This is a genomic window from Novosphingobium sp. SG720, from assembly GCF_012275365.1.
Taxonomy (GTDB): domain Bacteria; phylum Pseudomonadota; class Alphaproteobacteria; order Sphingomonadales; family Sphingomonadaceae; genus Novosphingobium; species Novosphingobium rhizosphaerae.
In genome coordinates, this window is record NZ_JAAZQN010000003.1 from 108,752 (window position 1) to 126,871 (window position 18,120).

Annotated in this window: 17 protein-coding genes; 5 read left to right on the top strand and 12 right to left on the bottom strand. The window is 66.3% G+C overall.

The genetic code is table 11. The annotated features are described in order from the left end of the window. Positions 1–39 precede the first annotated feature (39 nt). Together FHW94_RS12745 and folE are read right to left on the bottom strand one after the other, a co-directional pair. On the bottom strand, positions 40–1,014 hold the full coding sequence (locus FHW94_RS12745) for an FAD-dependent oxidoreductase (RefSeq protein ID WP_168556228.1): 975 nt from the start codon (positions 1,012–1,014) through the stop codon (positions 40–42). 20 nt (positions 1,015–1,034) lie between these two features. Beyond that, complete coding sequence (folE, locus tag FHW94_RS12750) at positions 1,035–1,721, bottom strand: GTP cyclohydrolase I FolE (protein WP_168556229.1); 687 nt, start codon at positions 1,719–1,721, stop codon at positions 1,035–1,037. A 153-nt stretch (positions 1,722–1,874) separates the two neighbouring features. Between folE and FHW94_RS12755 the strand changes: the two genes are divergently transcribed. Then, a complete protein-coding gene (locus FHW94_RS12755; protein ID WP_168556230.1) occupies positions 1,875–2,480 on the top strand; it encodes a PAS domain-containing protein in 606 nt (201 codons plus the stop codon). Here the strand turns inward: FHW94_RS12755 and FHW94_RS12760 are convergent. Continuing rightward, on the bottom strand, positions 2,474–4,213 hold the full coding sequence (locus tag FHW94_RS12760; protein ID WP_246866121.1) for a methyl-accepting chemotaxis protein: 1,740 nt from the start codon (positions 4,211–4,213) through the stop codon (positions 2,474–2,476). The two genes, FHW94_RS12755 and FHW94_RS12760, sit on opposite strands and share 7 nt — an antisense overlap. Positions 4,214–4,400: 187 nt before the next feature. On the opposite strand from FHW94_RS12760, the gene FHW94_RS12765 reads away from it, so the two are divergent. After that, positions 4,401–5,168, top strand: coding sequence for a peptidylprolyl isomerase (locus tag FHW94_RS12765; RefSeq protein WP_168556231.1), 768 nt, complete (start codon positions 4,401–4,403; stop codon positions 5,166–5,168). Here FHW94_RS12765 and FHW94_RS12770 read toward each other — a convergent pair whose 3' ends face one another. Then, positions 5,169–6,950, bottom strand: coding sequence for a hypothetical protein (locus FHW94_RS12770; RefSeq protein ID WP_168556232.1), 1,782 nt, complete (start codon positions 6,948–6,950; stop codon positions 5,169–5,171). A 651-nt stretch (positions 6,951–7,601) separates the two neighbouring features. On the opposite strand from FHW94_RS12770, the gene FHW94_RS12775 reads away from it, so the two are divergent. Next, a complete protein-coding gene (locus FHW94_RS12775; RefSeq protein WP_168556233.1) occupies positions 7,602–7,796 on the top strand; it encodes a hypothetical protein in 195 nt (64 codons plus the stop codon). Positions 7,797–7,882: 86 nt separating this feature from the next. Then, positions 7,883–8,128 carry a hypothetical protein gene (locus FHW94_RS12780; protein WP_210425654.1) on the top strand — a complete coding sequence of 82 codons (246 nt, stop codon included), beginning with the start codon at positions 7,883–7,885 and terminating at the stop codon, positions 8,126–8,128. A 10-nt stretch (positions 8,129–8,138) separates the two neighbouring features. On the opposite strand, the gene FHW94_RS12785 is transcribed toward FHW94_RS12780, so the two are convergent. The 4 genes from FHW94_RS12785 to bioB are packed head-to-tail and all read right to left on the bottom strand — an operon-like array spanning position 8,139 to position 12,216. Continuing rightward, positions 8,139–9,392, bottom strand: a complete 1,254-nt coding sequence (locus FHW94_RS12785; protein ID WP_168556234.1) for an adenosylmethionine--8-amino-7-oxononanoate transaminase — start codon at positions 9,390–9,392, stop codon at positions 8,139–8,141. Further along, on the bottom strand, positions 9,389–10,009 hold the full coding sequence (gene bioD / locus FHW94_RS12790; RefSeq protein WP_168556235.1) for a dethiobiotin synthase: 621 nt from the start codon (positions 10,007–10,009) through the stop codon (positions 9,389–9,391). The genes FHW94_RS12785 and bioD overlap by 4 nt, the downstream gene beginning before the upstream one ends. 1 nt (position 10,010) lies before the next feature. Next, a complete protein-coding gene (locus FHW94_RS12795) occupies positions 10,011–11,150 on the bottom strand; it encodes an 8-amino-7-oxononanoate synthase (RefSeq protein WP_168556236.1) in 1,140 nt (379 codons plus the stop codon). A 4-nt stretch (positions 11,151–11,154) separates the two neighbouring features. Further along, positions 11,155–12,216 carry a biotin synthase BioB gene (gene bioB, locus FHW94_RS12800; RefSeq protein WP_168556237.1) on the bottom strand — a complete coding sequence of 354 codons (1,062 nt, stop codon included), beginning with the start codon at positions 12,214–12,216 and terminating at the stop codon, positions 11,155–11,157. 189 nt (positions 12,217–12,405) lie between these two features. On the opposite strand from bioB, the gene FHW94_RS12805 reads away from it, so the two are divergent. After that, a complete protein-coding gene (locus FHW94_RS12805; protein WP_349237512.1) occupies positions 12,406–13,701 on the top strand; it encodes a nucleotide sugar dehydrogenase in 1,296 nt (431 codons plus the stop codon). On the opposite strand, the gene FHW94_RS12810 is transcribed toward FHW94_RS12805, so the two are convergent. The 4 genes from FHW94_RS12810 to FHW94_RS12825 all read right to left on the bottom strand — a co-directional run bounded on the left by FHW94_RS12810 (position 13,655) and on the right by FHW94_RS12825 (position 18,105). Continuing rightward, positions 13,655–14,983: a capsular biosynthesis protein gene (locus FHW94_RS12810; protein ID WP_168556239.1), complete on the bottom strand. Its 1,329-nt coding sequence runs from the start codon at positions 14,981–14,983 to the stop codon at positions 13,655–13,657. The two genes, FHW94_RS12805 and FHW94_RS12810, sit on opposite strands and share 47 nt — an antisense overlap. Positions 14,984–15,236: 253 nt before the next feature. Further along, the gene (locus tag FHW94_RS12815; RefSeq protein ID WP_168556240.1) at positions 15,237–16,247 is read right to left on the bottom strand and encodes a glycosyltransferase; all 1,011 of its coding nucleotides are present in this window, start codon (positions 16,245–16,247) and stop codon (positions 15,237–15,239) included. Positions 16,248–16,261: 14 nt separating this feature from the next. Beyond that, the gene (locus FHW94_RS12820; RefSeq protein WP_168556241.1) at positions 16,262–17,248 is read right to left on the bottom strand and encodes a hypothetical protein; all 987 of its coding nucleotides are present in this window, start codon (positions 17,246–17,248) and stop codon (positions 16,262–16,264) included. Then, entirely contained in the window at positions 17,248–18,105 is an 858-nt protein-coding gene (locus FHW94_RS12825; protein ID WP_168556242.1) for a tetratricopeptide repeat protein, read from the bottom strand. Before FHW94_RS12825 ends, FHW94_RS12820 begins: the two co-directional genes overlap by 1 nt. Positions 18,106–18,120 lie beyond the last annotated feature (15 nt).

The window sequence follows — 18,120 nt, forward strand, 5'->3', positions numbered from 1 at the left end:
TGTCGTCCCGGCCCGGTTCTGCCTAGTTTTGCGCTGTTTTCAGGCGGCAACGGGCGCCAGGATGCGGTCGGCCAGTGCCGTGCCCGAAAGCCATGCGCCTTCGATCGTCGGTTCGGTCAACCAATCGCCGCAAGCGCCCAGGCGCAGCGTATGGTCCCACAACGCGGTGTTGCCGGTGCCGGCGGGGCGGGCAAAGCGCCAGCGGTGCGCGCGCGCCACCAGCGGCTCTGGCAGGGCCATCCCGGCCAGCGCGGCGAATTCCTCGACCATCAGCCCGATCACGGCGTCGGGCTCCATTTCCAGGTGGCGACGCGACCAATCCGGCGCGGCGTGAACCACCCAGCATTCGGGATCACCCAGCGCGGGGCCGCCGCGCCCCGGTTTGGCCGAATTGCGTGCAGCCCAGGCCAGCGCGCCATTGCCCTTTGCGTCTTTGGCCTGCCACACCGACCAGTCCAGCGGCAGCGGATCGGCCCAGGCCAACATCGCGGTCCAGCAGGCCTGCGAGGCAGTGCCTGCCGCCGCGCGCGCCATCGGAAAGGCATGCAGCGAAAGCAGTGGCGCCGCCTGTTCGGCCGGCGTTGCCACGATCACGGCATCAAATGGCCCGCGCCGCTCACCGTCCAGCACCAGCCACCACTGCCGGCCATCGTGGACCAGGCCCTTGACCAGGCACCCAAAAGTCACGTCGTGCTGCTGTGCCAGATCGGCCACCAGGGCATTCATGCCCGGCACGCCGACATGGGCATCGGGCCCCGCTGCCGGCCAGGGGGCGGCGACGCCGCGTGCCGCCCAGTCGGCCAGTTGCCGGGCAAAGCCAGGGGTGGTGGCCGCACAGAACTGCGCGCCATGGTCGAACCGGGCCTGGCCCAGCGGCGTTTCGACCCGCCGCGTGGACATGCGCCCGCCCGGTCCGCGCCCTTTGTCAAAAGCGCTGACCGCGTGGCCGGCCCCCACCAGCCTGGCCGCGCAGGTCAACCCGGCAAGCCCGGCCCCGATGATCCCGAAATGCACCGCTTCCCCTCCCTGCCGCGTCAGCTGCGGCCCATCAGGGACATGACTTCGCGGCGCGAGCTGGCATCGTTGAGGAAGCAGCCGAGCATGCGGCTGGTGACCATGCCCACGCCTGGCGTGCATACGCCGCGTGCCGTCATGCAGCCGTGCTGCGCTTCGATCACCACGGCCACGCCCTGGGGCTGAAGATGGTCCCAGATGCACTGCGCCACTTGCGCGGTCAGGCGCTCTTGCACCTGCAGGCGGCGGGCATAGCCGTGCAGCACGCGGGCCAGCTTGGAAATGCCCACCACGCGGTTGTGCGGCAGATAGGCGATCGAGGCCTTGCCGGTGATCGGCGCCATGTGGTGCTCGCAGTGCGATTGGAACGGAATGTCACGCAGCAACACGATTTCATCATAGCCGCCCACTTCCTCGAACGTGCGGGTCAGGTGCACGCTGGGATCTTCGCGATAGCCCTGGCAATATTCCAGCCAGGCCCGGCCCACGCGGGCCGGCGTGTCGATCAGTCCCTCGCGGCTGGGATCCTCGCCGGCAAAGCGCAGCAGCGTGCGGATTGCTTCCTGCACCTGCTCGGGCACCGGGGGCTTGGCCGCAGATGCATGGTGGCGCACGGCGTTGTCATGCGCGACACGATCATGGGCGGCGTGGTCGCAACCATCGTGAGTGCCTTGGTCGGCAGCGAAATCGAGGGTGATAAGGTTCATGGCGGAAGTCTCCGGCCCGGGGAGGCTGCACGCAGAAGATGCGCATCAGGGCAAGACCGGGCATATACTTGGGACTTGCAGTTGGCGGCGCGCAGCTACAACATGGCCGAAAGGACACTGGAGCGAAGCGCGCACCGTGCCACATGAGGAAACATGCTGATATCCGAGATGATAACGGCAAGCCCGGTCGCTGCGGTCATCAGCAACCCCCGCTTGCCCGACAACCCGATCGTGGAATGCAATGCCGCGTTCGAAGCGCTGACCGGCTATGAGCGGGACGAGATCATCGGCCGCAACTGCCGATTCCTGCGCGGGCCCGGTACCGAAGCAGACCTGACCGAGGAACTGCGCGCGGGCATCCGCGAAGGGCGCCCGGTGCTGGTGGAGATCATCAATTACAAGAAAGATGGCACCCCATTCCGCAACGCGGTGATGGTCGCCCCCATCTTCGATGCGCAAGGCGAGCTTGAATATTTCCTTGGTTCCCAAGTGGATGTTAGCAAGGCGGCGGATCTGGAAGCAGGGCACAACGTGGCCACTGCGCGATCGCAGGCGGCGCGCGATGCGGTGGCGCTGCTTTCGCCCCGGCAGCGCGAAATCCTGGTGCACATGGCTGCGGGCAAGCTCAACAAACAGATCGCCTATGAGCTGGGCCTGTCGGAACGCACGGTAAAGATGCACCGCTCCTCGGTGATCCGCACCCTGGGCGTGCGCACCAGCGCCGACGCCATCCGCATGGCGGTGGAAGCGGGCTACTGATCGCGCGCAAACAGGGGGGTGCCTTTAAGGGCAAACCCTTGCGCCGGCGCCGCGCGCCGGGCTTCTGGAGCCAGGCCCAGGGCGGGCCTGGCCGGCCCTGCAACCGGCGTCCAGGCAAAATCGCCGGATTCGGCAGCCGGCGCCACGCGCGGTGCCTGCACCGGAGAGGCATTGCCGCCGTGCAGCCGGAACCGAGCCAATTGCTCCATCAGGCTGTCGGCTTCGCTCGGTAGAACGCGGGCGCCGGCGGTATCGTGAGCCGCCATGGCCGGTTTGCGCCGTGGGCCCGCATCCATGCCCGATACCATGCGTGAAATGGCGCCGATGCCGTCGGCCTGGCGCTGGGCCGCGTCGGCAATCTCTTCGACCAGGCCCGACACCGCGTTCACTTCGCCCACGATCTGGCGCAGCGCGTCGCCGCTGCTTTCCACCAGCGCCACCCCATCGGTGATCTGTTGAGAACTGGCATTGATCAAGCTCTTGATGTCCTTGGCCGCGTTCGCGCTGCGCTGCGCCAGGCCGCGCACCTCGCCAGCCACCACGGCAAAGCCCTTGCCGGCCTCCCCGGCACGGGCGGCTTCTACCCCGGCGTTCAGTGCCAGCAGGTTGGTCTGGAATGCGATGCCGTCGATCACGGCAATGATCTCGGCCATCTGGCGCGAGCTGCTCTCGATCGAGCGCATCGCCGCCACGGCATCGTGGGCGATGGTTTCCACCTTGCCGGCAGTGTCGCGCGCCACGCGCAGCCGGCCGCTGGTCTGGCGGGCATTTTCGGCGGTGATCCTGACGGTGCCGGTGAATTCGGTGAGCGTCCGCGCGGTGTCTGCCAGGGCATTGCGCTGCTGGGCGGACTGCAGGGACAGATCGGACGAGGCGGCCGCAACGTCGTCGATGCCCTGCTGGATCGTGCGGCATCCTGCCACGATGCGGCCCACCACATCGCCTGTGTCGCCTGATGCTGGATTGCCGTCACTGGCGAGCTTCTCCACCGCGCGGGCGGCGTTTTCGGCCTCGCCATGCGCCTGATCCGCCTGCGCGCGCTGTCTGTCGCGGGCGATCTGGCCGGGGGTGGGGCGGTCCGCTGCTGGGCGGATGCGCCGGGCCGGGCTCGCCCTAGCGGCGATCAGCACCGTCAACAGGATCGCCGACGCGGCCAGCGCCGCCACTGCCGTGCCCACCATCCAGCTTTGGGCAGCGGTATGGATGGCCGCACCCTGTTCGGAAATCGTCGCCATGCCTTTGGCCTGGCCATCGCTGAGGCGCTGCATCAGGTCTTCAAGCATGGCGTAGTGTTCGCGCGATGGCCCGCCCAAGGCAGCCCGCGCCGCGGCGGGATCGCTTTCCGACGCGGCGATCAGGCGATCGGTGTCTGCCGTCATGTCGCGCCACCCGGCCTCGAACGTGGCAAGCAGTGCCTGCTGCTCGGGCGCGGTGGTGGCCGCGCGATAATCAGCCAGGGTCTTGTCCACCGCCGCTTGCATATCGCGCGCCCGCTTGGCCGTGCTTGGGTCCGGCGTGTCGACCAGTTCGGCCTGCAGGACGCGGTATTGCGCAAGCTGGCTGTGCAACTCGCCCAGCGATTGCGTGGCCGGCAGCCAGCGTTGGCGCAGTTCGGTGGCGACACCGTTGACAGCGCCGATGTGATCGACCCCCACCACGGTGATGGCCGCGATCGTTATCAGCATCACGGCAAAGGCAGAGATCAATTTGGCGGAAATACGCAAACGAAGCATGGCGGCAGCCTCCGGCGATGGGGCGGATATGCCGGGAAACCTAGGCTGCGCACGTTCAGGGATTGGTAACCATACCCCCCGTGGTTGATTGCTAGGCCGGCGTTAACCATGATCCATGGTGCGCAGCCTGACCGTGGGATGCGCCTTTGGGATGTCCGGCCGTGTCAACTTCGGGCAGGATTGCCCGATGATCACGCGATTCGCTTTCCATATCCCTCGCCTGGCCTTGGCCCTGGCCGCTTCCCACCTGATGTTCGCCGCCGCCGGTGCGGCCCCTGTGCGCAAGCCCGCGTTGCGCGCCGCACCTGCCAAGGCGCCGGTCGAAGCGGCACCGGCCCCGGTTCCCGATGTCGCGACCGTTGCGCTGGTGACCGACCAGGGCACCATCGTGGTGGAACTGGACGGGAAGCATGCGCCGGTCAGCGTGGGCAATTTCCTGCACTACGTGGACAGCAAGCGCTATGACGGGATGATGTTCTACCGCGCCATGCACCTTGAATGGGGGCAGCAGCCCAACGGGCTCTTGCAGGGCGGCATCCGCGACGGTGCCAAGCTGTTCAAGCCGGTGGCGCACGAACCCACCAGCCAGACCGGCATTCTGCACAAGGCCGGCACGCTTTCCCTGGCGCGGCTGGCACCGGGCACGGCGACGTCGGATTTTTCGATCCTGTTGTCGGATATTCCCAGTCTGGATGCCGATCCGGCCAGCGCCGATCCCGCCAAAGCCGTTACTGATACCCAATTGGGCTATGCCGCGTTCGGCCACGTGGTTTCGGGCATGGATGTGGTGCGCAAGATCTGGGACATGCCGATTTCCCCCACGCTGGGTGAAGGGGCCATGCGCGGGCAGATGCTGGCCCAGCCGGTGAAAGTGATCACCGCGCGCCGGGTGCCCAACCAGGCACCGCAACCCGCTACCGTTCCCGCGCCTGCCCCCGTCCCAGCCACGCCTTGATCAGTTGGGGCAGGGTACCGCCGTGCTCTGGCCCCGGCGGAACAGCACCACGCGGTAGAAGAACGCGTCGCCGCCAAAGGTCTGGTTCGGCCCGGCCACCAGGTCGAGCTTGTCACCTGCGGCGAGGTCCACCGCCACCGGGCCGGGTTGGAGCGCGGTGGTGACCGTGCCTTGCCACAAGACCTTGCCATTGCGCAGCACGGACAGGTCCACCCCGTCGCCGTTGGCCGCCTTGGCAAAGCAGCCGCGCAGATCCACCGCCTGGGCCGCCGGTGCCGTATAGCGCCACACCGCGCGCAGCGGTGCGCTGGCATCGCCCGCAGGCGCTGCGCTTGTCGCGTTGATGCGCAAGGGCTTGCTGAACTTGTTGCCGAAATAGCCGGTCCAGGTATCGTCCAGCCAATCGAGCGCGGTATCGGCGCCGGTCTTGCCCCGCACGAAATAGCGCCAGGCCGGCGTGCCCCAGCCAAGCAGCGTATCGGCCACCACGGCCGAAGACCCGATGGTATAGCCCTTGCCCACCAGCACGATCGGCTGGTCCCCGATCAAGGGCGCGGCGAGCGCGGCGCCGGTGGGGCCATAGGCACGCGTGCCATTGCCCAGTACCAGCCCGCGCGGGCTTCCCCACACCACCGTGGTATCGCTGCCAAAGCGATAGGCAAACAGCAGCGGATCGCCCAGGTCGAGCCGCATCGGGCGCCCCTTGGGCAGCACGCTTGCTTGCAGGAAGCGGAACGCGCGACCCTGGTCCTTGATCGCGGTGCCGGCAAAAAGCCCCATGGTGGGAAAGCCGGTCTGGTCGATCAGCGCATACCAGCTGGCCTGGCCCACGCCGTTTGCCGCCAGCAGCGTGGCCTGCTTGACCAGTTCGCCGGCCGCCAACCCCTGGTCTGGTGTGGCGAGTCCGAATTCCGTGGCCCAGACCGGCACGCGCCGGCCCGAGGCATCCATGGCCGCCCAGAGCTGCGCCATTTCCACGTCCAACCCTTCGCCCCGGTTGCGATAGGGGTGCACGGCCAGGCCGTCGACCTGTGAGAGCAGCCCGGCGGCAAACAGCGGGCGCAGGAAGCCGGTGCCGATCATGTTGGTCGATCCGCCCAGCAGCGCGGGATTGCCGCCCAACCGCGCGCGCGCGGCGGCGGCAATGCGCACATAGGCCGCCACACTGTCGATCCCGCTGGCGAAGACCATCGCCCGGCTGCCGTTGATCTCATTGCCCAGCTCGATCGCGGCAAGGCACGATCCGAACTTGTCTTTCAGAGCGCCAAGATAGGCGGCATAGGCCGTGCGCCCCTGTTCGGACGAAACCCACAAGCCATTGTCGTAAAGCGGGTTGACCGGAATTTCCGTCAGGATCAGCCGCCGCCCTGCCTGGCACGCAGCCACCAAGTTCTGCGCCGCTGCGCTGCCCAGCGCATATTGCCCCTTGGTCACCTCACCCGCCGCCCAGGGCAGTGAATCGCGCAAGAGCGGCGCTTGCGCCTGCGCGGCCAGATCGCCCACTCCAGTGGCCCAACCCTGGCTGAAATGCGTCTGCGCGCCCAATAGCAGCGGGCTGCCGCCGGTCGAGGCGGCGGTGGCGGCTGCCGAAGCGGCCACCACCGCCGTGGTTGCGGTGCCCGTGCTGGCGGCAAGCGTGACCGCCGCAACCGGCTGGCTGGATTGGGACGCTGGTGCTTTCCCCGCAGTGAGGATGACCGTTGTCGCCAGTGCCGGCGCTGCCACGATGGCAGCCGTGACCAGCAGTGACTGGCGAAAACGGGTGTTCTTAAAAAGCGCCATGTGCGGCCGTCCTGCAAGTTGCCAGCAAAGGGCGGCAGGGATTCGCCGCCCGGTCTGCACAATCTTGCCGTTTTCCTTTAACATGCCCGCTCCAGACGCGGTTGACGCCGTGGCAGTCTTCGTTGCTGTAACCGTATTGACCAGTAAGGGAAAATACGTGGGATATGGTGGGATCGCACTGAAACGGTGCCATCTAATCGACCCGTTCTCGATTTCTGTTGAGAGTCCAACTTGCTTTCCCACGATCCTGAACGGGCGGCGGTGTCCAGGGGCAGTCTCGCGCGCAAGACAGGCGGTGGCAGACCGTGCCGGTTCTGCGGGGGGCAAGACGGCGGAATGCAGTTTGGAACCTTGCGGCGCGAGTCTGCTTGCCAGGAAAATTAGCTTAAAGGTGATGTTACGCTGAAATCTAGAATTTATCCTGTCTATTTGAACCTTGCGAAATTAAATTCGGCATAATTCGAATAGATCATAAATATAAACCAATTGAAGATCGAAATGTACTTGAAATTCGATTTTTAAATTTCACTTGCAATTATTGGCGTGATTTGCCATAAGCTGCGCATCGCCCCCTGTCATGGATGCAAATATCCTGGATGCATCAGGCGCCTGAGAGACCATCGCGCTCCCGCATCTGGCAGGAGAACGACCGTGGACCTCAATCATCTTCTTTTTCAGCATCAGGTTGCGGTGATGGATGCCCAAGCGCCGCGTGATCGCCGTGCGGGCAGCCGTTACGATCTCGTACGCCATTACGAAACGCGCATTGCCCGGCTGCGCCAGAAGCTGGGCGTTGCGGCCTATCCCGAATGGTTTGCCCAGCCGGACGCGCCCGCGGCGGCCTGATCGCCCAAACGCAATCGGGCGCATTTGCCCACGTTGCCCGTTTCGCAGGCCTTGCGAACCGGGTCTTCCGGCCAGGAGATTTCCCCATGACGGCAATTGTCACCACCCGCGCGCTCAACATTTCGGTCGAAGAGACGGCTGCGATCAAGCAATGCGAAGCCAAGTCGCTGCGCATCAGTTCGATCGAACCGCTCAAGTCGGGCGGCACCCACGTGGTTTTCTTGACGATCGAAGAGGCCGACAAGGCGCGCATCCTGTTCAAGTCCGCGATGCTGACCGGCCGCGTGGTTCGCTTCCCCTTCATGGGGGCTTCGACGCGCAGCGCTTACTGAGCTTGTGTGGTCAGCGGGGCAGGGCTGCCAGCCCTGCTTCCACCACATCGCCCACGCGCGCCAGATCCTCTGGCGTGATGCAATAGGGCGGCAGCACATAGACGGTGTTGCCCAGCGGGCGCAGCAGTACGCCGTTGTCGCGGGCAAAGCCCATCAGGTGCGGTGCCAGGGCAGAGAGATAGCCGCCATCGGGCGTGGCAAAGTCCACCGCGATGATCGTGCCGCAGCGGCGCGGGTTATTGGCGCCCGGCAGGCTGGCCAGCCGGTCCAGCAAGGCCTGCTGGTTCTGCGCCAGCGTGTCGATCCGCGCCTGTACCGGCTCCTCGCGCCAGATCGCCAGGTTTTCCACCGCCGCCGCGCAGGCGATCGGATTCGCCGTGTAGCTCGACGAGTGGTAGAACAACCTGGCTCGGTCGGTGGACCAGTGCGCGGCAAAGATCGGCTCCTGCGCCACCGTCACCGCCAGCGGCATCGATCCGCCGGTCAGGCCTTTGGCCAGGCACAGGATATCGGGCACCACGCCGGCCTGGTCGCAGGCCAGCAGCGTGCCGGTGCGGCCGAACCCGGTCATCACTTCATCGGCAATCAGCAGCACGCCATGGCGGCGGCAGACGTGCGCCATTTCGGCCAGTATGGCGGGCGGATAGAACAGCATGCCCCCTGCGCCCAGCACCAGCGGCTCCACGATCAGGGCTGCCGGCTTTTCGCGGCAGGCAAGTTCCAGCGCGGCGATGGTGTTGGCGCCATCGGCATGCGGAAACGGCACCGTGCCCACGTCGAACAGCAGGGGGGCATAGGCCGCGTTATAGACCCCGCGCTCTCCCACCGACATCGTGCCGATGGTATCGCCGTGATAGGAATGTTCCATCACCAGGATGCGGTGGCGCGGCTCGCCACGGTTGGCCCAGAAGCCCAGCGCCATTTTCAGCGCCACTTCCACGCAAGTGCTGCCGCTGTCGGAAAAGAACACGCGGGTCAGCGGCTCGGGCAACATGGCCACCAGGCCGCGCGCCACCTCTTCGGCCGGTTGATGCGTCCACCCGGCAAAGATCACCTGGTCCAGCTTTTCGGTTTGCGCGCGGATCGCGGCCATGATGCGCGGGTTGTTGTGCCCGTGCGTGGTCACCCACCAAGACGAGATCGCATCGATCACCCGGCTGCCGTCTTCCAGCACCAGCGCCGCGCCTTCGCCGCGCGCCACCGTGGGGATCGGCAGGCCCAGGCCATGCTGCCAGAACGGATGCCAGACGGGCGATTGGCTCACGCGAAATCCTCCAGCGCAAAGCCTGTGGCAAAGGCAGCGGCCAGGGTTTGCGGTGTCAGCGGATCAAGCCGGTCCAGCCGGCCCAGCCTGCGGACTTTGCCCATGGCGGCAATCGTCTGCTCGTTGTCTTCGTTGGCCGCGCCGACAAAGGCGATGCCATGGATCGGCACCCCGCGCGCACGCAATGCTTCCACGGTCAGCAGGCTGTGGTTGATTGTGCCCAGGCCCGTGCGCGCAACGATGATGACCGGCAGGTTCCACCAGGCGAACAGATCGGCATAGAGCGTGCCGCGCGTGATCGGCACCAGCGCGCCGCCGGCGCCCTCGACCACCAGGTTGTCCAGCTCGGGCGGGGCCAGCCGGGCCGGATCGATCTGCAAGCCGTCCAGTTCTGCCGCACGATGGGGGGAAAGTGGCTGAGTCAGGCGATAGGCTTCGGGCAGCACGCGCTCGGGCGGCAATTGCGCCAGGGTGGCCACGGCATCGCGGTCGGCGCCGTCATCCAGGCCCGATTGCACCGGCTTCCAGTAATGGGCGCCCAGCGCATTGGCCAGCGCGGCGCTGAACACGGTCTTGCCGATGCCGGTATCGGTTCCGGTCACGACATAGCGGGGCATGTCAAAGCACCTCCTCAAGCGTGGCAGCCAGCGCGTCCACATCGGCGGGGCTGGCGTTGAGCGTCAATGAAATGCGCAACCGGCTGGTGCCGTCCGGCACGGTGGGCGGGCGGATGCCGCGAATGTCGAACCCCGCCCGTTGCAACCGTGTCGCCACGGCCATGGTGCGCGCATCGTCCTTTAAGATCAGCGGCATGACCTGGCTGCCGCTCACGCTGGCGCCCAAGGGACCAAGCACCCGTGCGGCATGGTCGATCAACGTGGCCAGCGCCGCGCGCCGCTCCGGTTCCTCGGCGCAGATGCGCAAGGCCTCGCGCACAGCACTTGCCATCAGTGGGCTGGGCGCGGTGGAAAAGATGAACGGGCGGCCCCGGTTGACCAGGAAATCGCGCACCACGCGCGGCCCGCACACTAGCGCGCCTTCGCAGCCCAGCGCCTTGCCACAGGTGCGCAGCACGATCACGTCTTCCCGGCCATCGAGATGCGCGGCCAGGCCCCGGCCATCCGGGCCAAATACGCCAGTGGCATGGGCTTCGTCGATGATCAGGATGGCGCCGTATCGTTCTGCCACGGCGGCCAGGTCATCCAGCGGCGCGCGATCGCCATCCATCGAATAGAGGCTTTCGACGCACAGCCACAGGCGCCCCTTGTGGCCGTCCGCGCGCCATTCCCGTGCCAGGGTTTCAAAGGCATCGGCTTGGTTGTGCGCGGCCATGGCGGTTTGCGCACGCGTCAGCCGCAGCCCTTCATGGACCGAGGCGTGGATCAATTCGTCACAGATCACCAGGTCATCGCGCTGCGGCAGGGTGGCGATCAGCGCCACGTTGCCGGCATAGCCCGCGCTGAACCACAGCGTGCTTTCGCAGCCAAAGAACGCGGCGGCTTGGGCCTCCAGCGCCTCGTGCTCGGGATCGTTGCCGCGCAGCAGGCGCGATCCGCCCGAACCGACCGCCACTCCGCGCGCCAGGGCATCGGCCACGGCGGCGCGCAGGCGCGGTGATTGCGCCAGGGCGAGATAATCGTTGCTGGCGAAATCCACCCCGGAACGCGGGGTCAGCGCGCGCAGGCGGGCGCGGCTTTCCAGTGCCGCCAGATCGGCGGACTGGGCCTGCCACAGATCCGTGGCGATCACGCTGTCCATGGGCTCAGGCCGCGCAGCCGCCCGAGCAACCACCCACTGCCTTCATCGCCCGTAGCGGCTCTTCGCCTTCCATGGGCTTGAGGCCCAGGCGCGCGAACATTGCTGCGTCGCTGTCATCACCCGCGTTGGGCGCGGTCAGCAGCTTGTCGCCGGTGAAGATCGAGTTCGCACCCGCCAGGAAGCATAGTGCCTGGGTCGCCTCGCTCATGCTTTCGCGACCGGCCGAAAGGCGCACCATCGAGAGCGGCATGGTGATCCGCGCCACGGCCACGGTGCGCACGAATTCGATGTCATCGATCTTGGCCAGCGGCGTATCGGCCAGCATGTCGCCCAGCACGGTGCCCTTCACCGGCACCAGCGCGTTGACCGGCACGCTTTCCGGGTGCTGTTCCAGCGTGGCCAGCGCGTGGACGAAGCCGACGCGATCGGCGCGGGTTTCACCCATGCCCACGATGCCGCCCGAACAGACGTTGATCCCTGCTTCGCGCACCACGCTCAAGGTATCGAGCCGGTCCTGGAACGTGCGGGTGGTGATCACCTCGTTATAGCGTTCGGGCGAGGTATCGATGTTGTGATTGTAGTAATCCAGGCCGGCTTCGGCCAGTTGAGCAGCCTGATCGGGGGTGAGCATGCCCAGCGTCATGCAGGTTTCCATGCCCATTTCGCGCACGCCCTTCACCATCTGCACGATGGCGCCCATGTCGCGGTCCTTGGGGTTGCGCCAGGCCGCGCCCATGCAGAACCGCTTGGAACCGGCATCGCGCGCCTGGGCCGCCGATTGCAGCACGGCCTGCACATCCATCAGCTTGCTGGCGGCAACGCCGCTGTCGGCCTTCACGCTCTGCGAGCAATAGCCGCAATCTTCGGGGCAGCCCCCGGTCTTGATCGACAGCAGCGTGCACAGCTGCACTTCGCCCGCGCGATGGTGATCGCGGTGCACGGCCGCGGCGCGGAACACCAGCTCGGTAAACGGCAGGTCGAACAGCGCGGCGATTTCCTCGCGGCTCCAGTCGGTGCGCACCGCCGGGTTGGTGGCGGGGGCTTCGAGCGTGGCAAGGTCGGACATCGGGCGACTCCGTTCGGAATGAGCGGGAGGGAAACGGTTTAATCGTGCCCTTAGTCAAACTGCGCAGACAGGGGAAGGCCCACCGTTGCACGCCTTGAAAGGCTGCGCCAAAATCCAATCCATTTGCGGATTGGTAACGCCATGGGATTATGGCCAAAGATTGTTGGCGTAAGCAGGAATGGAACAGGCGTGCAGGGCAACGGGGTGTTTTCGCAAAAGATCGGTGTGGTCGGGCTTGGTTATGTTGGCCTGCCGCTGGCCATTGCCTTTGCCCGCAAGTTTGCCGTGGTCGGCTTTGACGTCAGCGCGCACCGCATTGCCACGCTGCGCGCGCATCACGATTATACCGGGGAGGTTTCGGCGCAGGATCTGGCCGCGTCTTCGCTGGTCGTGACCGACGATGCCGCCGCGCTGGCCGATTGCCCGGTAATCATCGTCACGGTGCCCACGCCCGTGGACGAAAGCCGCCGCCCTGATTTCACGCCCGTGCGCATGGCCTGCGAAACGCTGGGCAAGGTGATCCGCAAAGGCACGGTGATCGTGTTCGAATCGACCGTCTATCCCGGCGCCACCGAGGAAGTCTGCGCGCCCACGATCGAGGCGGTTTCGGGCCTGAAAGCCGGGCAGGATTTCAAGCTGGGCTACAGCCCGGAACGCATCAATCCAGGCGACAAGGATCACCCGTTCGAAAAGATCGTCAAGGTCGTGGCCGGTGAAGATCAGGAAACGCTGGACCTCCTGGCCGATCTCTATGGCGCGGTGGTGGAGGCCGGCATCCACAAGGCCAGCTCGATCAAGGTAGCCGAAGCCGCCAAGGTGATCGAGAACACCCAGCGCGACATCAACATCGCCTTGATGAACGAGATTTCCAAGATCTGCGACCTCGTTGGCATTCGCACCAGCGAAGTGCTGGCGGCCGCAGGCACCAAGTGGAATTTCCTGCGCTTCTATCCTGGCCTGGTCGGTGGCCACTGCATCGGCGTCGATCCCTATTACCTCACCGCCAAGGCCGAGCAGCTGGGCTATCACCCGCAGGTGATCCTCGCCGGGCGGCGCATCAACGACGGCATGGGGGCGTACATTGCCCAGCGCACGGTCAAGATGCTGGCCGGTGCCGGTTGCGCCCTCAAGACCGCGCGGGTGGGCATCCTGGGGCTGACGTTCAAGGAAAACGTCCCCGATATCCGCAATTCCAAGGTGGAAGACATCTGGCGTGAATTGAAGGACTTCGGCATCGCGCCCCTGGTTCACGATCCCCTGGCCGAACCGGCCGCCGCAGCGCATGAATTCGGCATCACGTTGGCTTCACTGGACGATTTCACCGGGCTTGATGCGGTCATCTATGCCGTCTCGCATCGTGAATATGCCGCACTGGGCGGGGATGCCATTGCCGCCATGCTGCGCCCGGGTGGTGTGCTGGTCGATGTGAAATCGGCGCTCAAGCCACAAGCGCTTCCCGAGGGGGTGCAATACTGGAGCCTGTGAGCGGCACCGGCGGTCTTGCCATGGGCCGCCATCCCGCCGCCGCCGCCCATCCGGGCGGCGGCGGGAGAGCTTGGGCAAGGCCCGTGGCCGTGCCCTGCACCACGCGGCGGTAAAAGCTGCCGTTGATCTGGGCGCGCGCCAGGATCAGCGCGTGGAAACGGCGCCACAACGCCGGATCGGGCACGGCCAGCGGCGCTTCGTGCCAGAAGCGGTGTAGCGGCCCTTGATAGGTCAATCCCGGTATGTCGTAGAATGCCGTGCCCACGGCCTTGGTGGCGCGGCCTTGGGCCAGCGCGCTCAACCCCACGGTGCTGTTGATCGTGATCACGCCACGGCAATGCTGCAACAGTAACAGCGTGGGCTGATCGTGCAGGCACAGCACCCGCCCGGCGCAGCCATGGCGTGCGGCTTCATCGGCCACCATGGCGCGATAATCACGGTATCCCCGGTCCATCGGGTGATGCTTGATCACCAGCAGGCAATCGGGCGGGGCATGGCGGGCAAACGAGGCGATCGTGCTGGCGATGAACCCCGCCACGCCGCCGGTGGCGGCATGATGCAGCACTTGCGAATCGTTGTGCACCTGCAACGGCACCATGAACCAGCGGCCGCTCGCCGGGCCGGTCAGGCGCGCCAGCATGCCGCGCTGAGCCAAGGCGCAAAGCGGTTTGCGCCAGGCCGAACGTAACCAGGGCAAGGCCTGTACCAGGGCCAGTGGCCGATGGTGGACATAGTGCGGAAACCGCCAGGCGAGCAGCGCACCCACCGCGAAATAGAGCACCGCCCACCAAGCCATGCGCCAGAACGTGGCCGGCACCGGAACCAGGGACGGGGACGCTGGCGATGCCGGTGCGGCCAGAATGCCCGCCGCATCGCGTGGCAAGGCGCTGTCGGCGTTCACCCCACCCCATTCGAATGTCACATGGTGCGGACGCAGATAGCCTTCCTCGAACACCCCCACCGCCACCCCCAGCCGGGCGCAGGCCGCACGCGCGCCTTGGTGCACCGGGCGGCAATCGCCGAACAGCAGCACGCAATCGATCTGCCATTGGTCCAGTTGCCGCTCCAGCCAAGCTGGCCAATCGGCCATTTGCCCGCGCCAGGCGATTCCCCCGGGAAAGAACACCTGGTCCCCGGCGTGGAAATTGACTTTCCACACCTGGGCCCCGGCGGCGCGCAGGTCCCGCGCCAGGTGGGCAAAGAACGGTCCCACTGGCCCTTGCAACAGCAAGATCCGCTTGCCGGCAAACTGCGCCCAGCCGTCGCGGTCATGGTCGTTCACCTTTGCACTCCCGATCCATCATGCCTTGTTGTTCAGGCCAGGCAGGATGGCGGCCATCGCGGGCACCAACCAGTGCGGAAACAACCGTTTCGCAGGCAGTAAGCGGTTGGTTTTTCGGCGCAGGTGCGTCCTGCGATGGTGCATGCGGCCTGGGCGAGAGCGTCGCGCAATCAGGCTGGCGCCCGATGAAGCGCAAGGACCGCTTCGATATGGACCCAACGGCATCCCGTGGAGATGGGCAAGGGTCGGTCTTTCAGACGCCGGCCACTGCCGCCAGTTGCGCCAGCCGGCTATCCCAAGTGTGATGCGCGGCCACATGGGCGGCGCCGGCGCGCGCGCGCTCCAAGTCTTGCGCGCTGGGCCCGTGGCGCAGGCGGGCAAACAGGTCGCGCGCATGGGCGGCATCGCGCACCACGTGGCAAAATTCGGCAAACAGCGTGTCTACCGATCGCGCCGCTGAAGTGACGGCAATGCCCCCGCAGGCGAGGATTTCCACCAGGCGGCGGGAAAACATCGTGGCCGAATCCGTCACCGTGTTGACGTTGAGCGAGACCAGGTTTTCCTTGTAGATTCGCGCCGTTTCGATGTGCGCCACCGCCGGGTGCACTTCCAGCCCGCACCGTGCCGGATAGCGATAGATGCGCGATGGCCGTTCCGAATTGCGATCGTACACGGTCAGGCCCAGCCCGGTGTCCAGTGCGGCGGAAAAGGCCATGTCCTGCCATGCACGGCGGGCGGGATGCACGTGGGTGGAATAGCTGCCCACGAAGTTTGCCTGGTTGCGGGCAAAGGCAAACCCGGTGAAGCGATGATAGGCCGGCTGCACCGGAAACGGCATGACGTGGACCGAAGCATCCGCGCCCATCGCCGTGCGATAACGGGCCAGGCAATTGGCGTCGACTGTGAACACGTGGTCAAACAGCCTGGCACTGGCGATGAAACGCTGAAAGTGGACGCCGTCTTCCTTGTTCCAGAACACCGTGGGAATGCCCATGTCGCGCGCGGTGTGCACCAGCACGCGCAGCCGCCTGATCGAACGCAGCCAAGAGCCTGGATAGCTGGCCACGCGGTATCGCCAGGTCTGCTCCCATCCCGCCCAGGCGCTTTCAACCAGCAGCAGATCGGGCCGGTTGGCAGCAAGCAACCGATGGAAACCCTGCGCGGTGGCCAGCGCGGGCACGTCCAAGATGCGGCATTCGGGCACCAGGCAGGCGCGGGTCAACTCGTCGGCCACCAGCGCGATCTTGAGCGAAGCGTTCGGCATGGCGGGGCACTCCTTCAAGGCAGGGTCTGGCCACGGTCGAGCAGAAAACGGGGCGCGCCGGCGCTGCCGGGTGGGCACCACGGGCGGGGCACGCGCGATCCGCGCACCAGCACGCGGCGGTCTGCCGGCAGATTGCCAAAATCGTTGCCGGTCACGGTGATGCCGGTCGATGGACATTCGCCGCCAGCCTTGGTGCATTCGCTGGTGCGGTCCATGTCGCAGAACCATTCCTCGATTCCCGGCGCGCCGTCGGCATCGCGGAAATGGTTGGCGCGGATCGTGGCGCCCCCCGAATCATCGCGCAGTTTGATCGCGCTGCCGCAGAAATCCTGGAACGTGTTGCCCTCGATCCGGGCACCGGTGGAATGGCTGGCCAGATAGATTGCGTGGAGCCCGCCGCAAGTGTCGCGCGGCGTGTTGCGGATGGTGTGGAAAAACACCCCGCGCACCACGGTATCCTTGGCGTTGACCAGGCGGATTGCGGCGGTCGATGGCTTGGCTGTGCCGGCATCGCTGCCGATCTGCGCCAGGACCAGGTTTTCCAGGACCGTGCCGCGGTTGAACGCGGCCGGATCGTTGCGGTTGCCGTTGAGGCTGATCGCGGTGGCATAGCGGGCCACGCGCAAGGCCTGCACGGTGAGGCCGGTATCGCGCCCTTCGGCCCCGCGATAGTGCAGCCAGGCGCTGGTGCCATCGCCCAGGAAGGCGGGAAAGGCCGCCGGGTCGCTGGCCGTCCCGGCAATCGTCAGGCGGCCTTGCAGCCGGCGCCCGTCGATGTCCACGCTTTGCCCGCGATAGACGCCGGGCAGCACGATCACACGTGTTTCCTCTCCCGCTGGCGCTTGCTGCGCGCGCGCCACGGCGGCGGCCAGCGTGGCCAGCGGTGTCTGGGCAGTGCGGCCATCGGCCTGGTCGTTGCCGGTCGGGGCCAGATAGAGCGTGGCCGCTTGCGCCGCCATTGGCAGCAGTACCAGCGCCATGGCGGCCAAGAGCCGGCGCATCAGGCTGCCTCCGCCAGTGGCAGGCGCAGCGCGAGCGCCGTGCCAAACCTGGCGTTATAGGCCGCGATGGCCGTGCCCAGCCGCGTGGCGTGGCATGCCATGGCGGCGTGATCCTCGCTGCACAGCAGCTTGGCTCGCGCGCTGCCGGTGGCACGCTCGGTGGCGTTGCGATTGTCGACCGTGGCCACGAACCGCGCCAGTTCTTCTTCGCTTGCCACCACGCCCAGCGGCGCGAACAGATGCCGGCCCAGCCAAGCCGGCTTGTTGGCGGCCGCGATGAACGCGTCGAGATCGAGCGGGCTGATCGCCGTTTCCAGGCCATCTGGCGCCAAGTCATGAGGAGATCGCGCATCGGCAATGGCGCGCGCTTGGTCCAGGCTGTTGCAATAGCGTTCCACGAATTGGTCCATGCCATCGGAAAACCACGGCATTGCCTTGAGCGAGAGCCAGCAATCGGCCGGATTGCGGACGCAGTGCAACCAGGCCAGGCGACGGAAGGCAGGGCGCGCGATGGCTGCGATCGCCGCGCTCTGCCGCTCCATCTGCGGGCATTTGAACCCGTGGATGTCGGCGCCCGGCTTGGTCAGCCGCTTGGCCTTGGACAGCAGCGCGAACAGATCGATCGCCCCCTGCGCACGCTTTTGCCGGTAATAGCTGGCGGCATAGCCACTGGCATAGGCACGATCGCCCACCTCCAGCGTGGCGCGGATTGTGCCCACCAGGGCGCTGCGGATTTCCCCCTGCAGGCACAGGCGCGGATGGGCATTGAGGAAATCTGCAAACTGGCGCGTCCCGCAGCGGGGCATCCCGCACAGCACGACAAACGTTTCCAATGGCAGGCGTTGGGGCACGGGCACAGGGCTATCGTCCTT